Genomic DNA, 14,790 nt, shown 5'->3' on the forward strand with positions numbered 1-14,790 from the left:
TGGTCGCGAAGGCGCCGCCGTCCGCCCGGTGGCGGGATACGGGGTGCGGTTACGCGACCGGCAGGGAGACGCCGGGCGCTCTGGGGCGCGGCCGGCCGTCGGCGTCCGGAGCCGACTGGCTCTCGGCGAGCCATCCCGCGACAGGGAGGATCGGCCGGGACCACGCGGAGCGCACCCGCAGGGAGGCGGCGAGAGCCGCCACCGACCGGAGTGCCGCGGCAGCCACAACCGCAACGAGGCCGAGGGCGCCGGCCACACCGGCCAGCGCGACGACGCCGGCGGGGCTGCCGCCGCCGAGCATGCCGAGCGCGGACGCGAAAGCGCGTCCGAGGAGCTCGAGCAGGGCGGTCATGCAGACGACGGTAACAGAGCCCGGCCCGAACGCCGAGAGCGTTCGCGCGAGGCGGACGCGTGTCGCCTCCCGCCGATGCTCGGTGGAAGGATGGGGTCATGACTCGAGTCGCGATCATCGGAGCCCACGGAAAAGTCGCCCAGCAGCTCATGCGGGTGCTCTACGACCGCGGTGACGACTTCGTCGGTGTCGTCCGCAACGACGAGCACGCCGAGGACGTCTACCGCCTCGGCGGTCTCGGGGCGCTGGTCGACATCGAGAAGGCGGATGCCGACACCCTCGCCGAGGCGATCCGCGGTTGCGACGCGGTCGTGTTCACCGCCGGAGCCGGAGCAGGCTCGGACATCGAAAGGAAACGGACCGTCGACTACGGCGGCTCCGTGAAGTCGCAGGAGGCGGCCGCGAAGGCGGGCATCCGGCGGTTCGTGCAGGTCTCGGCCTGGGGCGTCGACGCTCCTGTCGACGACGCCGACTCGGTCTGGAAGGCGTACGTCGAGGCCAAGCGCGACGCCGACACGGCGCTCCACGCCTCCGGGCTCGACTGGACCATCCTCCGCCCGGGCGGCCTCACCACCGACGAGGGCACCGGGAGGATCACGCTCGGCGACAGCGTTCCGCGCGGGAGCATCGCCCGCGAGGACGTCGCCACCCTCATCGCCGTCGTGCTCGACGAGCCGGCGGCGATCGGCCGGCAGTGGGAGGTCATCGGCGGCGACACCCCGATCGAGGACGCCGTGCGGGCGCAGGTCGCCTCCGCGTAGGCTTGCCGCCGTGACCACCGACAGCGCGACGAGCGACGGAGCCGCGACCGCGGGCGCCGAGCACCTCCCGTACAGTACGAAGCCCTGGATCGCCGGCTATGCGCCCGGCGTCCCGGCCGACGTGGAGGTGCCCGCCGGGTCCCTCTCGCACCTCATCGACGAGTCGGTGAAGACATACGCCAAGCACGTCGCCCTGGAGTTCTTCGGCGCGACCACGACGTACGCCGAGCTGGGCGACCAGATCGCGCGCGCCGCCGAGGGCCTGCGGAGACTCGGCGTCTCGAAGGGCGACCGGGTCGCGCTCGTGCTGCCGAACTGTCCTCAGCACGTCGCGGCGTTCTACGCCGTCCTGCGCCTCGGCGCCGTGGTCGTCGAGCACAACCCGCTGTACACACCGCGCGAGCTCCGCCACCAGTTCGAGGACCACGGCGCGACCGTCGCCATCGTCTGGGACAAGGTCGCCGCCACCGTGCAGGACCTCCCCGCCGACCTCGGCGTCACCACGATCATCTCCGTCGACCTCACCCGCGCGATGCCCGCCTCCAAGCGGTTCGCGCTGCGGCTCCCCGTCCCGGCGGCGCGCAAGGCCCGCGAGCAGCTGACCGCGAAAGTGTCCGGAACCATCTCCTGGGATTCGCTGGTCGCCTCCCGCCGGATCGCGAAGTCCTCCCCGCGGCCGGAGCGTGACGACCTGGCCCTCATCCAGTACACCTCCGGCACCACCGGTGTGCCGAAGGGCGCCATGCTCAGTCACGGCAACCTGAACGTGAACGCGGCGCAGTCCCGCGCCTGGGTGCCGACCATCGAGCGCGGCACGTCGGTCGTCTACGCGGTCCTCCCCCTGTTCCACGCGTACGGGCTCACCCTCTGCCTCACCTTCGCGATGAGCATGGGGGCGCGGCTGGTGCTGTTCCCGAAGTTCGACCCCGACCTGGTGCTGGATGTGGTGAAGAAGCACCCGGCGACCTTCCTGCCCGCTGTCCCTCCGATCTACGAGCGGCTGGTGCAGGCGGCTGAGAAGCGGAAGGTGTCCCTGTCGGGCATCCAGATCGCGATCTCGGGCGCCATGAGCCTGCCGCAGGGCATCGTCGACCTCTGGGAGCACGAGACCGGCGGCTACCTCGTCGAGGGCTACGGCCTCTCCGAGTGCTCGCCGGTGCTGATGGCGAACCCGGTCGGTGCCACCCGCCGCGAGGGCACGGTCGGGCTCCCGCTGCCGAGCACGGAGCTGCGCGTGGCCGACCCGGACGACCCGTCGGTGGACCGCCCGTTCGGCGAGGAGGGCGAGCTGCTCGCGCGCGGTCCGCAGGTGTTCTCGGGCTACTGGCGGAAGCCCGACGAGACCGCCAAGGTGTTCTCCGACGACGGCTGGTTCCGCACCGGCGACATCGTCACGATGGACGAGGACGGCTTCGTCCGCATCGTCGACCGCATCAAGGAGCTCATCGTCACCGGTGGCTTCAACGTGTCGCCGACCGAGGTGGAGGACGCCCTGCGCTCCTTCCCGGGCGTCGCCGACATCGCCGTGGTCGGGCTCCCCCACCGCCGGGGCGGGGAGGACGTGGTCGCCGCCGTCGTGATGGAGCCCGGCGCATCCTTCGACGAGGAGGCCATCCGCGCATTCGGCCGCGACTGCCTCACCCCGTACAAGGTCCCGAAGCACGTCGTGCAGGTGGACGAGCTGCCGCGCTCGATCGTCGGCAAGGTCGTCCGCCGCAAGGTGCGCGACCAGCTGCTCGCCGCACAGGCGAAGTAGCCGCGCGGTCGGGCGTCAGCCGCCGATCGGGAACACCAGCAGCGATCCGGTCGCCGTAGCGACCGTCTTGCCCGCAGCATCCGTGATGACTCCGTCGGCGAAGGCGACGCGGTTGCCGGGCTTCGTCACGGTCGCGGTGCAGGTCAGTGGACCGGTCCCCGCGTGCACCGGGCGCAGGTAGTTGACGGTGATCTGGATGGACGTGTACCCCTGACCTTGCGGCAGCGTCGTCTGCACGGCGCAGCCGAGCGCGGAATCGAGCACGGTGCACACGAACCCGCCGTGCACGGTCCCGATCGGGTTGTAGTGCGACTCGTCCGGCTCGCACACGAACGTGGCCGTGCCCGGGTCGGCGGCCACCAGCGTCATCCGCATCAGCTCGGTGATGGGAGGCGGCGGCAGCTCGCCGCGCAGCATCGACCGGAGGTACTCCAGCCCGGTCATGCTGGGCATCCGGGCGACGCCCGGAGCCGGGTCCTGCCAGTGGACGGTGCGAGTGCGGGTCTGCGTCTCGGTCTGGGTCTGGGTCTGGGTCTGCTCGGCGCCGGCGTCGCTCATGCCGTCATCCTCGCACGCGCGGCGCCCGCAGGTCAGGCTGCGCGGGTCAGGCTGCGCGGGTCAGGCCGCGCCGAGCCGGGCAAGCCGTCGCCGTGCCGCCAGCTCCGCCTGCGGCTGCGGACCGAGCAGAGTGCGGGCCCCGGCGAGCACCGCAGAGGTCGCACCGTGGAGCGGAAGCACGCGCTCGGCCGCCGTGGTCGGCAGCCCGAGGAGGTCGCGGTGCCGCGGTCCGAGCGTGGACACGGCGGCACGGAACACGATGCGGTACGACGGTCGCAGCGTGCGGCGGAGCGGAGCCCGGCGGATGAACCGCACGATCTCCTCGACCTCCGGACCACCGCGCAGCTCCCCCGCGTCGCTGACCGCGTCGATCTCGGCCCGCAACGCCGCTGCGGATCGCGGAGCATCCGGCACCCCCATGAGCTCCGCCGCCGTGGCCCACTCGGCCACGTAACCGTCCGCTCCGCCCGGGATGGGACCGCCCCAGTGCTCGTGCGCCGTCAGGAACGCGTCGGTGAAGGCGAGGTGCACCCAGCGGGCGAGGTCGGGGTCGTTGGCCGAGTACGGCCGCTCGACGCCGTGCCCGTCGACGTAGGTGCCGGTGACCCGGCGGTGCAGAGACCGTACCATCTCACTCCCCGCGACGGCCTGTCCCCGGCTGCCGAACGTGACGGTGTGGATCCATTGGATGGTCCCCGCAAGCCGGCCGAGCGGGTCCTCCCGGTAGCGGGAGAAGTCGCGCACTCCGGCTAGGGCTCCCGGGTGCAGGGCCTGAAGCAGCAGGGCGCGCACCCCGGCGACGAGCGTCGGCATGCCGCCGTGCACCGCCCAGGCAGCGCTGTCGGGACCGAAGAAGCCCTCGTCCTCGCCGTCCTCCAGCCGTAGGATCCAGGCGGGCACCTCATCCGATCGCCCGGCCAGGGTCTCGATCAGACGTGAGCGGACGGGTGCGAGGACCCGTTCGACGGCGGCTCCGGTCATGCGGCCACGCTCATCCCGGGATCTCGAGGCCGAGACCGTCGATGACCTGCGCGTCGGGCAGCTCCCCGAGCAGGCGGCCGGGGAGAAGGATCTTGGAGCGGCGGACGCCGGACCCGATGATCACCACGCCGTCGTCGATCACGCGCGCGTCGACGAGCACCGGCCAGCCGGCGGGAAGGCCGATCGGGGTGATCCCGCCGTACTCCATGCCGGTCAGCTCCACGGCGCGGTCCATCGGCAGGAAGGACGCCTTGCGCACGTCCAGGAAGCGCTTGACGGTGTTGTTGACGTCCGCCCGGGTGGTCGACAGGACGACGCACGCGGCGATCCGCTCCACGCCCTCGCGCTTGCCCGCGACCACCACGCAGTTGGCGAGGTCGGCGGCATCCAGACCGAACTGATCGCGCGTCGCGGACGTGTCGGACACGTCGGGGTCGATCTCGACGATGCCCACCTCATCCAGCCAGCCGAGCGCCTCGAGCGCTTCGAGGGTGGCCGGAGCGAGGAGGTCGGTGCGGGAGGAGGCCGGTGCGGAGGTCAGACCGCCGAGAGTGAAGACGCCCATGCGCCTACTCTGCACGCGCCGCCTGGGAGTCCGCAAACAGCTCCGGAGCCGGGGCCGCCGGGCCCAGACGCTTGTACATGATCGTCGTGCCGCCGAGCAGTCCGGACGGGCTGACGGCGAAGTCCGGGATGCTGCCGACCGCGCTCCAGCCCCACCGGCGGTACAGCGTCTCCGCCAGGCTGCCGGTCTCCGTGTCGAGCACGAGGAGGGTCAGCCCGGTCTGCTCCGCGTGCCGTTCGAGCGCCGCCATCAACGCGGGTGCGACACCGCGGCCGCGGGCGGCGGGATGCACCATGAGCTTGACGACCTCCCCGCGGTGAGGACCGTTCGGCTTGGGGGAACGCAGCAGCGTGATCGTGCCGACGGTGCGCCCGTCCGGCTCGCGGGCGACCCACGTCGTGGCTCCCGCATCCGCGAACAACGCGCGCCACCAGGCGGTCGCCTCCTCGGGCGACGGCGGCACGATCCAGCCGACGCTCGCGCCGCCCTCCACCGTCTCGGCGAGCACGGCGGACAGTGCGGAGGCGTCGGCTTCCGCACTCTCCGCCGTCACCCGTTCGACGAGGATGCCGCCCACGGGCCTGGCTACTCCGTTGCGCTCGCGCGCTCGAGCACCAGCTCGCGCACGCGTGCCGCATCCGCCTGGCCGCGCATCGCCTTCATGACGGCGCCGATGACGGCTCCGGCGGCCTGCACCTTGCCGTCGCGGATCTTCGCGAGCACATCCGGCTGCGACGCCAGCGCCTCGTCGATGGCCGCGATCAGCGCGCCGTCGTCGGAAACCACCGCGAGGCCGCGGGCATCGACGACCTCCTGGGGCCGTCCCTCCCCCGCGATGACGCCCTCGAGCACCTGGCGAGCCAGGCGGTCGGTGAGCGTCCCCGCCTCGATCAGTGCGGCAAGTTCGGCGACGTTCTGCGGGCTGACCAGCGTTCCCGCCGGAACGTTCTGCGCGTTCGCGAGACGGGCGATCTCGCCGGTCCACCATTTTCGGGCGGCGGCAGGGTCGGCGCCGGCGGCGATCGTGGCCTCGACCTCGTCCAGAAGGTCGGCGTTGGCGACGTCCTGGAACTCGAGAGCCGTGAAGCCCCACTCGGCGGTCAGGCGCTTGCGGCGCAGCGACGGCTGCTCAGGGAGCGTGCCGCGGAGCTCTTCGATCCATTCGCGGGCCGGGGCGACCGGCACGAGGTCGGGCTCCGGGAAGTAGCGGTAGTCGTCGGCGTCCGACTTGGGGCGGCCGGCGCTCGTCGTGCCGGAGTCCTCGTGCCAGTGGCGCGTCTCCTGCACGATGGTGCCGCCCGCCTCGAGGATCGCGGCCTGGCGCTGGATCTCGTAGCGGACCGCCCGCTCGATGGAGCGCAGCGAGTTCACGTTCTTCGTCTCAGTGCGCGTGCCGAGCTCCGTCGACCCACGGCGGCGCAGGGAGACGTTGGCGTCGCAGCGCACGTTCCCCTCCTCCATGCGGGCGTTCGAGACGCCGAGCGCCTTCACGATGTCGCGGATGGCGCGCACATACGTGCGGCCGACCTCCGGCGCGTCCGCCTCGGCGCCCTCGATGATCTTGGTGACGATCTCGACGAGCGGCACACCGCCGCGGTTGAAGTCGACCAGGGAGTAGTCGGCGCCCTGGATGCGGCCGGTGGCGCCGCCGACGTGGGTCAGCTTGCCCGCGTCCTCCTCCATGTGCGCGCGCTCGATCTCGATCGTCAGCTCGCGGCCGTTCTCCAGCTCGATGGTGATCGATCCGTCGTGCGCGATCGGCTCGTCGTACTGCGAGGTCTGGAAGTTCTTGGCCAGGTCCGGGTAGAAGTAGTTCTTCCGCGCGAACCGGCTCGACTCGGCGATGTCGCAGCCGAGGGCGAGCCCGAGCCGGATGCTCGACTCGATGGCCTTCTCGTTCACCTGCGGCATGCCGCCCGGGAGCCCGAGGCAGGTCGGGCAGGTGTTCGTGTTGGCGCCCGAGCCGAACTCGTTGGCGCAGCCGCAGAACATCTTGGTCTTGGTGTTCAGCTCGACGTGGACCTCGAAGCCGAGAACGGGCTCGAACAGTTCGAGCGCCTTCTCGTAGTCCATCAGCTCCGCTGTGTGGGCAGTGGCGTTCGCCATCAGACGGCTCCCTCTTCGCTCGCGAACATCTCGGTGGCGCTCAGATCCGGCGCCTGGCTGAGCAGCGTGCCACCCCACTTCTGCTCGAGCAGCTGCTCGAGCGCCGCCCCGAACGTGTAGAGGCGGGCATCTGCACGGGCGGGCGCCATCAGCTGCATGCCGACCGGCAGCCCGTCCTCCGGTGCGAGGCCGATCGGCAGGCCCATGCCCGGAACGCCGGCCAGGTTCGCCGGGATGGTGGTGATGTCGTTCAGGTACATCGCCATCGGGTCGTCGATCTTCTCGCCCAGCTTGAAGGCGGTGGTCGGCGCGCTCGGGCTGACCAGCACATCCACCTTCTCGAACGCGGCGGAGAAGTCGCGCTGGATGAGCGTGCGCACCTTCTGCGCGCTGCCGTAGTAGGCGTCGTAGTAGCCGGCGCTCAGGGCGTAGGTGCCCAGGATGATGCGCCGCTTGACCTCCGGGCCGAAGCCGGCGTCGCGGGTCGCCGCCATCACGCGCTCGACGGTCACCGGCGGGTCGGCCGGGTTGACGCGCAGACCGAAGCGCACCGAGTCGAAGCGCGCCAGGTTGCTCGAGGCCTCCGCCGGGAGGATCAGGTAGTACGCCGAGACCGCGTACTCGAAGCTCGGAGCGCTGACCTCGACGATCTCGGCCCCCGCGGACTCGAGCAGAGCGAGCGCCTCGTCGAAGCGCTGCTTGACGCCCGACTGGAAGCCGTCGCCGGCGATCTCGCGGATGACGCCGACACGGACGCCCTTCAGCGCCCCGTCCCGGTGTCCGGCGCGGGCGGCATCGGCCATCGACGGCCAGGTGTCGGCCAGCGAGGTGGAGTCGAGCGGGTCGTGACCGGCGATCACGTCGTGCAGCAGGCCGGCGTCGAGCACGCTGCGGGACACGGGGCCCACCTGATCGAGCGAGCTCGCCAGGGCGATCGCGCCGTACCGGCTGACGCCGCCGTACGTCGGCTTCACGCCGACCGAGCCGGTCACCGCGGCGGGCTGGCGGATCGAGCCGCCGGTGTCGGAACCGAGCGCGAGCGGGGCCTCGAAGGCGGAGACGGCCGCGGCCGAGCCTCCACCCGATCCACCGGGGATGCGCTCCAGGTCCCACGGGTTGCGGGTCGGCCCGTACGCCGAGTGCTCCGTCGAGGAGCCCATGGCGAACTCGTCCATGTTCGTCTTGCCGAGCGGCACGAGGTCGGCCTCGCGCAGCCGCCGGACGACGGTGGCGTCGTAGGGCGGGATCCAGCCCTCGAGGATCTTCGAGCCGGAGGTCGACGGCATGTCCTCCGTTGCCAGGACGTCCTTGATCGCGATCGGCACACCGGCGAGCGGGCCGAGCGGGTCGCCCGCCGCACGGCGGCCGTCGATCTCGGCGGCGGTACGGATCGCCTTCTCGCCGGCGACGTGCAGGAACGCGTGCACGTCCGCGTCGACGGACTCGATGCGGTCGAGGTGGGCGCGGACGGCCTCGACAGAGGAGACCTCGCCCGCGGCGAGCTTCTCGGCGAGGGCGGAGGCGGAAAGCCTGATCAGGTCGGTCATGTCGTCCTACTCCTCGTCCAGGATGGTGGGCACCTTGAAGCGGTCGCCCTCGCGCTCGGGAGCACCGGACAGCGCCTGTTCAACGGTCAGCGACGGCCGGACCTCGTCCTTCCGGAACACATTGGTGAGCGGGAGCGGGTGACTGGTCGCCGGGACGTCGGGCCCGGCCACCTCCTGGACCTTCGCGACGGACTCGACGATCTGGCCGAGCTCCTTCGTGAGGCTCTCGAGCTCTTCCGGGCTGAGGTCGATCCTGGCGAGGTTCGCCAGGTGCGCGACCTGCTCTGCGCTGATCTCGCTTGCGCTGGTTTCAGACAAGGTGCGTCTCCGTGGATTCGGTGTTGGGGTGACGGGAGCTCGCGTCGCGGCCCGCCCTATCGATTCTAGGGCGCGCCGAACAGCCCGCGCCCCAGCCCGTTGACCGCTTGGTACGCCTCCTTGTAGGTCCGCGGCACCGCCGCGCCCGGCGCGCCGTAGCGTGCCATCAGCAGACCGACGAGGCCGATGCCCGGCGGGCTGAGCGGACGGTCCTCGTCCTCCGGCGCCGGCGCGTCGGACTCCGGGTTCGCCGGGAGGTACTGGGGATGCGTGTCCGGCCAGGTGCCCGGCTGCCGCGGTGTCGTGCGGTTGATCGCGTTGTCGATCGTCCTGCCGCCGCGATCGCGCTCGGTGAGGTGCCTCATCCCGAACTTCTTGCACAGTGTCGCGACGACCGCCGAGTGGTGCATCTCCTCGTGGATGATCGTGTTGCGCGCCGTGTACGCCGAGATCGCGATGGCGGGCACACGCACGCCGAGACGGTCGAAGCCGAAGCCGTTCTCGCCCGGGCCGCTGTCGTCCGGCGGCGTAGCCGGACCCGGCGGGACGTGGTCGTAGGTGCCGCCATGCTCGTCGAACGTCACCAGCAGCAGGGTGTTGAGCGCGTTGGAACCCTTCGCGCTGCGCGCGGAGCGGATGGCCGAATAGACCTTGTGCAGCAGGAGGTCGCCCGCACGGACGTCCGAGATCGCGCCTCCGACGACGACCTCGCCGGCCACGTCCTCCCCCGTCATCGGGCCGCCCGGGGGATGCATGTCGTTGTGGTCGTAGAGCAGCCGCGGCTCGACGAAGGCGTAGTCCGGCAGTGTTCCTTCGGCCACATCCGCGTAGAACTGCGACATCGTCCGGAAATGCGTCTTCCAGTAGGGCTCCAGCGCGGGGGCGTGGATGAATCCGGTCAGGGAGATCAGCTGGCGGTCGTCGAAGTAGACCCGCCAGCTGCGACCCGCCTCCTCCAACCGGTTGAAGATGGTCGGCGCGTCGTTCTTCGGGTCGAACCACTTGCGCAGCCCCTCGGCGCCGCCGTTGTCGACGTATCCGTGCGAGGTGGAGGCGTTGAAGAACGACCGGTTGCAGAACGTCTGCGAGGGAACGGCGCAGTGCCAGTCGTCGTAGACCGCGAACTGGCGCGCCAGGGTCGAGAAGACCGGGAGCATGTCGGGCGAGAATCCGCCCATCACGCGACGGTAGTCGTCCACCGCCGGTTCGCGACCGGTGTCCTTGCGGAGCACGCCCATGTAATCGCGCACGAAGCCGCGCATGCCCGGCCGCGCTCCCGGAGGCGGTGCGTTGTAGGGCGGCTGCATCTCGCGCACCCGCGCATCGGCGTTCGACGGCGGGTCGACGACGTCGTACAGCTGCGTGTTGACGTGCGGGTAGACCTCGCCGGGGTCGGGCGACGGCTGGCGCATCACGAAGTCGGTGGTGCCCTGGTAGATGTGCGCGGGGATGTCAGGCCCGCCCGCCGGGTCCGGGTTGCTGTAGTCGCCGAACGCCAGCCCCTCGAACCGCTCGCCCTTCGGCAGGGTCCCCTCGTCGTAGAGATGGCCGAGCAGGTTGTCGAAGGAGCGGTTCTCGTACATCAGCACGACCAGGTGGTCGAACCCCGGCCCGTCGCCGCGCGGAGGAAGCGGCGGGTACTCCTCGCCGGACTCGTCCGCGGTCGGAGAGGTGCGGCCCGCTGCGGCGCCGAGACTCGCGCCCGCCGCACCGCCGGCCGCGCCGCCCGCGACCGCACCGGCGGCCACCAGGCCGGCGCCCTTCAGGAAGGCGCGGCGGCTCGATCCCCGCTGCGTGGGGGAAGGGTCGTCGTCCGGTCGCATCCCATCCATTATGTGCTCCGCCGCCGACAACAGGGCGGAGGCTCAGGATGCGCTCAGCGCGAGGACGCCGCGACGGCCTTCGGGTCAGAGACGCCCGACGTCGTCCCGCTGATCACCAGGTCGCCGCGGTCGATGCCGATCATGGACAGGTTGCGCATGCACTCGGTCCCCGCGGTGAAGTACTCGTTGTGACCGGTCGAACCGGCCAGCGACGCATGCGTCAGCGGGTCGACGGCGCCGCCCACCCCCATCGGCTTCGCGCCGTACCCCGGCGAGCCGGGGTCGCTGCCGAAGAAGGCGCTGTTGACAATCGGATCCATCGGGGCCTCGCCGACGAACACGTTCCCGTTGCTCACCGCGAGTCCGGCGACCGACTGCGCGGCACTCCCCGGCGATCCCATCAGCGCCAGCGCATCCACCGTGACGGTGTGCCGTTCGAGCGCCATCAGGGCGGCCGTGGAGCCGTAGGAGTGGGCGAAGACGCTCAGGTACGGCTGGTCGGCTCCGCGGAGCGCCCGGATGCCCTCGAGCGTGCGCTCCAGGCTGTCGGCCCCCTGCTCCGCCAAGGCGGTCCCGCCGATGTTGGTGAGCACGGGCGTCTGGTAGCCGATCCACGCGACGACGGCGACGCCCGGCGATCCCCCGTTGCCGCGCGGACCGAGGACGCGGCGCAGGAACCCGGTCTGCAGGTCGTACTGCTCCTGGGCGACCTTCGCCCACGACTCGATCTGCTCGCCGACGGACATGTACATCCCGGGCACCAGCACGCTCACGTACTTCGCCGTGCGGATGTCGCCGACGACGATCGCGGCCTTCGCGTCGGCCGACGGATCGAGGGTCACCAACGTCCGCTTGACCCCGTCGTGCTTCGAGAGCGCGGTCGAGACGTTGTGCAGGGTGTCGAGCTGGCGCTGCAGGGCCACACGCTCCGCGCGCCCGTGCTCCGTCTTGAGTGTCTTGGTGATGCTCGCCATCGTCTGCTTGAGGTCGACGGTGTTCGCGCGACCCCGGACGTCGTACGGGACGCCCTCCAGGTTGCCGATGACGTGCGGTGCGGCCTCGATCAGCGCCTTCTGCTTGTCGGGGTCGATCAGGTTCCAGAGGCGGCTCACATCCACCGCCGCCGGCGCGTCGAGGAGGAGCGCGTCGAGCTTCGCGCGGTTGGCGTCGAGGAAGGACGGCAGAGCCGAGGCGTCCACGCTGGCGATGGCGCCGAGGAATGCGGTCGACGCCGAGCGGGCCGCAGGGCCGGCGGGGACGTCCGAGACGGGGCCGGAAGCGGAGGTGTTCAGGGCCGGGACGGACGCGTACGAGACCGCCGAGATGGGTGCCGCCGGGGTGTCTGCGGGCAGCACGGAAACCCCAGTCAGTCCGGAGACCGCCGAGGTAACAGTGAGAACAGCTGCAAAGCCGACCAGCACTCCGTCCGGGTCCCTCCGAGAGCGAGCGAGCTAAGCCCTTTTGCGTGTGCGTCCGGGGGGAGCGCACATATTGACTCTACCCATGAACGGGTGGCCGACGGCGAGCCGTTCTACCCCCGATTCAGGGGGAGAATTTCTCTCCTGTCCGCGAGATGGAGGACCGAAAACGTCACAAATCGAGTGCTGCGGGCCCTTCTTCGACCAGCGTCTTGAATTGGGCGGCGTCGATGATGCGCACGCCGAGCTCCTCCGCCTTGGCGAGTTTCGACCCCGCGCCCGGCCCCGCGGCGACGAAATCCGTCTTCTTCGAGACACTGGATGCCGCCTTGCCTCCCGCAGCGATGATCGCCTCCTGGGCACCCTCCCGGGTGAAGCCCTCGAGCGACCCGGTCGCCACGATCGTTAGGCCCGCGAGCACGCCGCCCGCGTCATCCGCTCGGCCAGGACCGGGGTGCCCCGGCGTGGTGAACTGCACGCCGTCCGCGGCCCATTTCTCCACGATCTCGCGGTGCCAGTCGACCTCGAACCAGGCGAGGACGGCGTCCGCGATGATGCCGCCGACGCCATCCACCGCGGCCAGCTCATCGCGCGAGGCGGACCGGATCGCGTCGAGCGATCCGAAGTGGTTCGCGAGCGCGCGGGCCGCCACCGGGCCGACGTGGCGGATGTTCAGGGCGACCAGGATGCGCCAGAGCGGCTTCTCGCGGGCCGCAGCGAGGTTGGCGAGCAGCTCGACCGCGTTCTTGGACGGGACGTACAGTTCGTCGCCGAAGAACTCCTCCGCAGCCGGGTCGAACTCGCCGTCCTTCTTCTGGCGGCGACGGCGGAACGGAGTGTCTACCTTCTCCTCCCCCGCGTCGGTCAATTTCGGCAGCCCGGTCTCCGAATCCCGCACCACGACCTCGATCGGGAACAGGTCGGCGAGGGTCAGCCCGAACAGGCCGGCCTCGGTCGGGAGCGGCGGCTCCGCGGGGAAGCGCGGCTGGGTCAGTGCTGCAGCCGCGACCTCGCCGAGCGCCTCGATGTCGAGGGCGCCGCGCGAGCCGATGTGCTCGACCCGGCCGCGCACCTGCGCCGGGCAGAACTCGGCGTTGGGGCAGCGCAGGTCGATGTCGCCCTCCTTGGCGGGCGCGAGACGCGTGCCGCACTCGGGGCAGTTCTCGGGCATGACGAACTCGCGCTCCGTGCCGTCGCGCAGCTCGACCACCGGGCCCAAGACCTCGGGGATCACATCCCCCGCCTTGCGCAGCACGACGGTGTCGCCGATGAGCACGCCCTTCGCCTTGACGACCTCCTGGTTGTGCAGGGTGGCCTGGCGCACCTCGGACCCGGCGACGCGCACCTTCTCCATGACGGCGAACGGCGTCGCCCGGCCGGTGCGACCGACGCTGACGACGATGTCGAGCAGCTTGGTGTTCACCTGCTCCGGCGGGTACTTGTACGCGATGGCCCAGCGAGGCGCACGGCTCGTGGCGCCCAGCTCGTCGTGCAGCGCCAGCTCGTCCACCTTGATGACGATGCCGTCGATCTCGTGCTCGACCGCGCCGCGGTGCTGGCCGTAGTACTCGATGAACTCGTCGACCTTCTTCACCTCGTCGACGACCCGGTAGTGCGTTGAGGTCGGGAGGCCCCATCCCTTCAGCAGGTCGTAGACCTTCGACTGCGCATCGACGGGCGGGTTGTTCCAGGCGCCGATGCCGTGGACGAGCATGTGGAGGCGGCGCAGGCGGTTGCGCATGAGTTCCAGCTGCGCGGGGTTCTTGCCCTCGGCCTTCTGCCGGAGCGAACCGCTCGCCGCGTTGCGGGCGTTGGCGAACACGCGCTCGCCCGCTTCCTGCTGGTGCGCGTTGAGCTCCTCGAACTCGGCCACCGGGAAGAAGACCTCGCCACGCACCTCCACGAGCGCCGGGGGGTCGTCGGTGGCGAGTCGAGCCGGGATCGCCGGGATCCAACGGATGTTCTCGGTCACGTCCTCGCCGACCACGCCGTCGCCGCGGGTGGCCGCCGTGACGAGCACGCCGTTCTCGTAACGCAGGTTGATCGCCAGGCCGTCGATCTTGAGCTCGCACAGGTAGTCGACGCGCCGGCCGGCGTCACGCTCGACCTTCGCAGCCCACGCCTCGAACTCCTCCAGCGAGAAGACGTTGTCGAGGCTGAGCATCCGCTCGGCATGCTGCACCGGCGCGAACAGGGTCGTCTGGGCGCGGCCGCCGACCGTCTGCGTCGGGCTGTCCTGCGACTGGAGCTCCGGATGCAGCCGCTCCAGCTCTTCGAGCCGCCGCATCATGCGGTCGTACTCCTCGTCGCTGACGAGCACCGTGTCGCGCTCGTAGTACGCGTCCCGGAGCTCCAGGATGCGTGTCGTCAGCTGCTGCGCCTCGGCTCGCGCTTCCGCGAGCTGGTCGTCGGTCGTCGTCTCGATCGCCACCCCCCAAGCTTATTCGCGACCTCCGACGCCGCGGCCTCCGCCCTCCGTCTCCCCTCGCGGCTTCCGCCCACCGTCGAGTCCGCGAACTTTGCACGCGAAACGCCGTCGCCCCGGGCCCAGGTGGCGGGCGGGCCGGCGGGGGGGGGGGGGCGGCGGGGGCGGGGGGGGCGGGGC

The 14,790-nt window shown here is 71.1% G+C and carries 13 protein-coding genes; 2 read left to right on the forward strand and 11 right to left on the reverse strand.

Features of this window, described 5'->3' with window-relative positions:
- Positions 1-49 precede the first annotated feature (49 nt).
- Positions 50-352 (reverse strand): DUF6412 domain-containing protein, encoded by a 303-nt coding sequence (locus ABIC47_RS15395; protein ID WP_354481678.1) that lies wholly within the window; start codon positions 350-352, stop codon positions 50-52.
- Positions 353-450: 98 nt separating this feature from the next.
- Between ABIC47_RS15395 and ABIC47_RS15400 the strand changes: the two genes are divergently transcribed.
- Positions 451-1,113, forward strand: a complete 663-nt coding sequence (locus tag ABIC47_RS15400) for an SDR family oxidoreductase (protein WP_354481680.1) — start codon at positions 451-453, stop codon at positions 1,111-1,113.
- A 10-nt stretch (positions 1,114-1,123) separates the two neighbouring features.
- Positions 1,124-2,869, forward strand: coding sequence for a long-chain-fatty-acid--CoA ligase (locus ABIC47_RS15405; protein ID WP_354481683.1), 1,746 nt, complete (start codon positions 1,124-1,126; stop codon positions 2,867-2,869).
- A gap of 15 nt (positions 2,870-2,884) precedes the next feature.
- Here the strand turns inward: ABIC47_RS15405 and ABIC47_RS15410 are convergent, their stop codons facing one another.
- The 10 genes from ABIC47_RS15410 to ligA all read right to left on the reverse strand — a co-directional run bounded on the left by ABIC47_RS15410 (position 2,885) and on the right by ligA (position 14,616).
- Positions 2,885-3,427 carry a PaaI family thioesterase gene (locus tag ABIC47_RS15410; protein WP_354481686.1) on the reverse strand — a complete coding sequence of 181 codons (543 nt, stop codon included), beginning with the start codon at positions 3,425-3,427 and terminating at the stop codon, positions 2,885-2,887.
- A 60-nt stretch (positions 3,428-3,487) separates the two neighbouring features.
- Positions 3,488-4,408, reverse strand: a complete 921-nt coding sequence (locus ABIC47_RS15415) for an oxygenase MpaB family protein (protein ID WP_354481688.1) — start codon at positions 4,406-4,408, stop codon at positions 3,488-3,490.
- Between the two features lie 10 nt (positions 4,409-4,418).
- The gene (locus tag ABIC47_RS15420; protein ID WP_089875498.1) at positions 4,419-4,973 is read right to left on the reverse strand and encodes a YbaK/EbsC family protein; all 555 of its coding nucleotides are present in this window, start codon (positions 4,971-4,973) and stop codon (positions 4,419-4,421) included.
- 4 nt (positions 4,974-4,977) lie between these two features.
- Positions 4,978-5,550 (reverse strand): GNAT family N-acetyltransferase, encoded by a 573-nt coding sequence (locus tag ABIC47_RS15425; RefSeq protein ID WP_354481690.1) that lies wholly within the window; start codon positions 5,548-5,550, stop codon positions 4,978-4,980.
- A gap of 8 nt (positions 5,551-5,558) precedes the next feature.
- Positions 5,559-7,079: an Asp-tRNA(Asn)/Glu-tRNA(Gln) amidotransferase subunit GatB gene (gene gatB / locus ABIC47_RS15430; protein WP_018190730.1), complete on the reverse strand. Its 1,521-nt coding sequence runs from the start codon at positions 7,077-7,079 to the stop codon at positions 5,559-5,561.
- A complete protein-coding gene (gene gatA / locus ABIC47_RS15435) occupies positions 7,079-8,626 on the reverse strand; it encodes an Asp-tRNA(Asn)/Glu-tRNA(Gln) amidotransferase subunit GatA (RefSeq protein WP_018190729.1) in 1,548 nt (515 codons plus the stop codon). The genes gatB and gatA overlap by 1 nt, the downstream gene beginning before the upstream one ends.
- 6 nt (positions 8,627-8,632) lie before the next feature.
- Complete coding sequence (gene gatC, locus ABIC47_RS15440) at positions 8,633-8,944, reverse strand: Asp-tRNA(Asn)/Glu-tRNA(Gln) amidotransferase subunit GatC (protein ID WP_018190728.1); 312 nt, start codon at positions 8,942-8,944, stop codon at positions 8,633-8,635.
- 65 nt (positions 8,945-9,009) lie between these two features.
- Entirely contained in the window at positions 9,010-10,767 is a 1,758-nt protein-coding gene (locus ABIC47_RS15445; RefSeq protein ID WP_354481693.1) for an alkaline phosphatase family protein, read from the reverse strand.
- A 53-nt stretch (positions 10,768-10,820) separates the two neighbouring features.
- A complete protein-coding gene (locus ABIC47_RS15450) occupies positions 10,821-12,122 on the reverse strand; it encodes an alpha/beta hydrolase (protein ID WP_354481696.1) in 1,302 nt (433 codons plus the stop codon).
- A gap of 235 nt (positions 12,123-12,357) precedes the next feature.
- Positions 12,358-14,616, reverse strand: coding sequence for an NAD-dependent DNA ligase LigA (gene ligA / locus ABIC47_RS15455; RefSeq protein WP_354481699.1), 2,259 nt, complete (start codon positions 14,614-14,616; stop codon positions 12,358-12,360).
- Positions 14,617-14,790: the final 174 nt, after the last annotated feature.

The organism is Leifsonia sp. 563, from assembly GCF_040545055.1.
GTDB lineage: Bacteria > Actinomycetota > Actinomycetes > Actinomycetales > Microbacteriaceae > Leifsonia.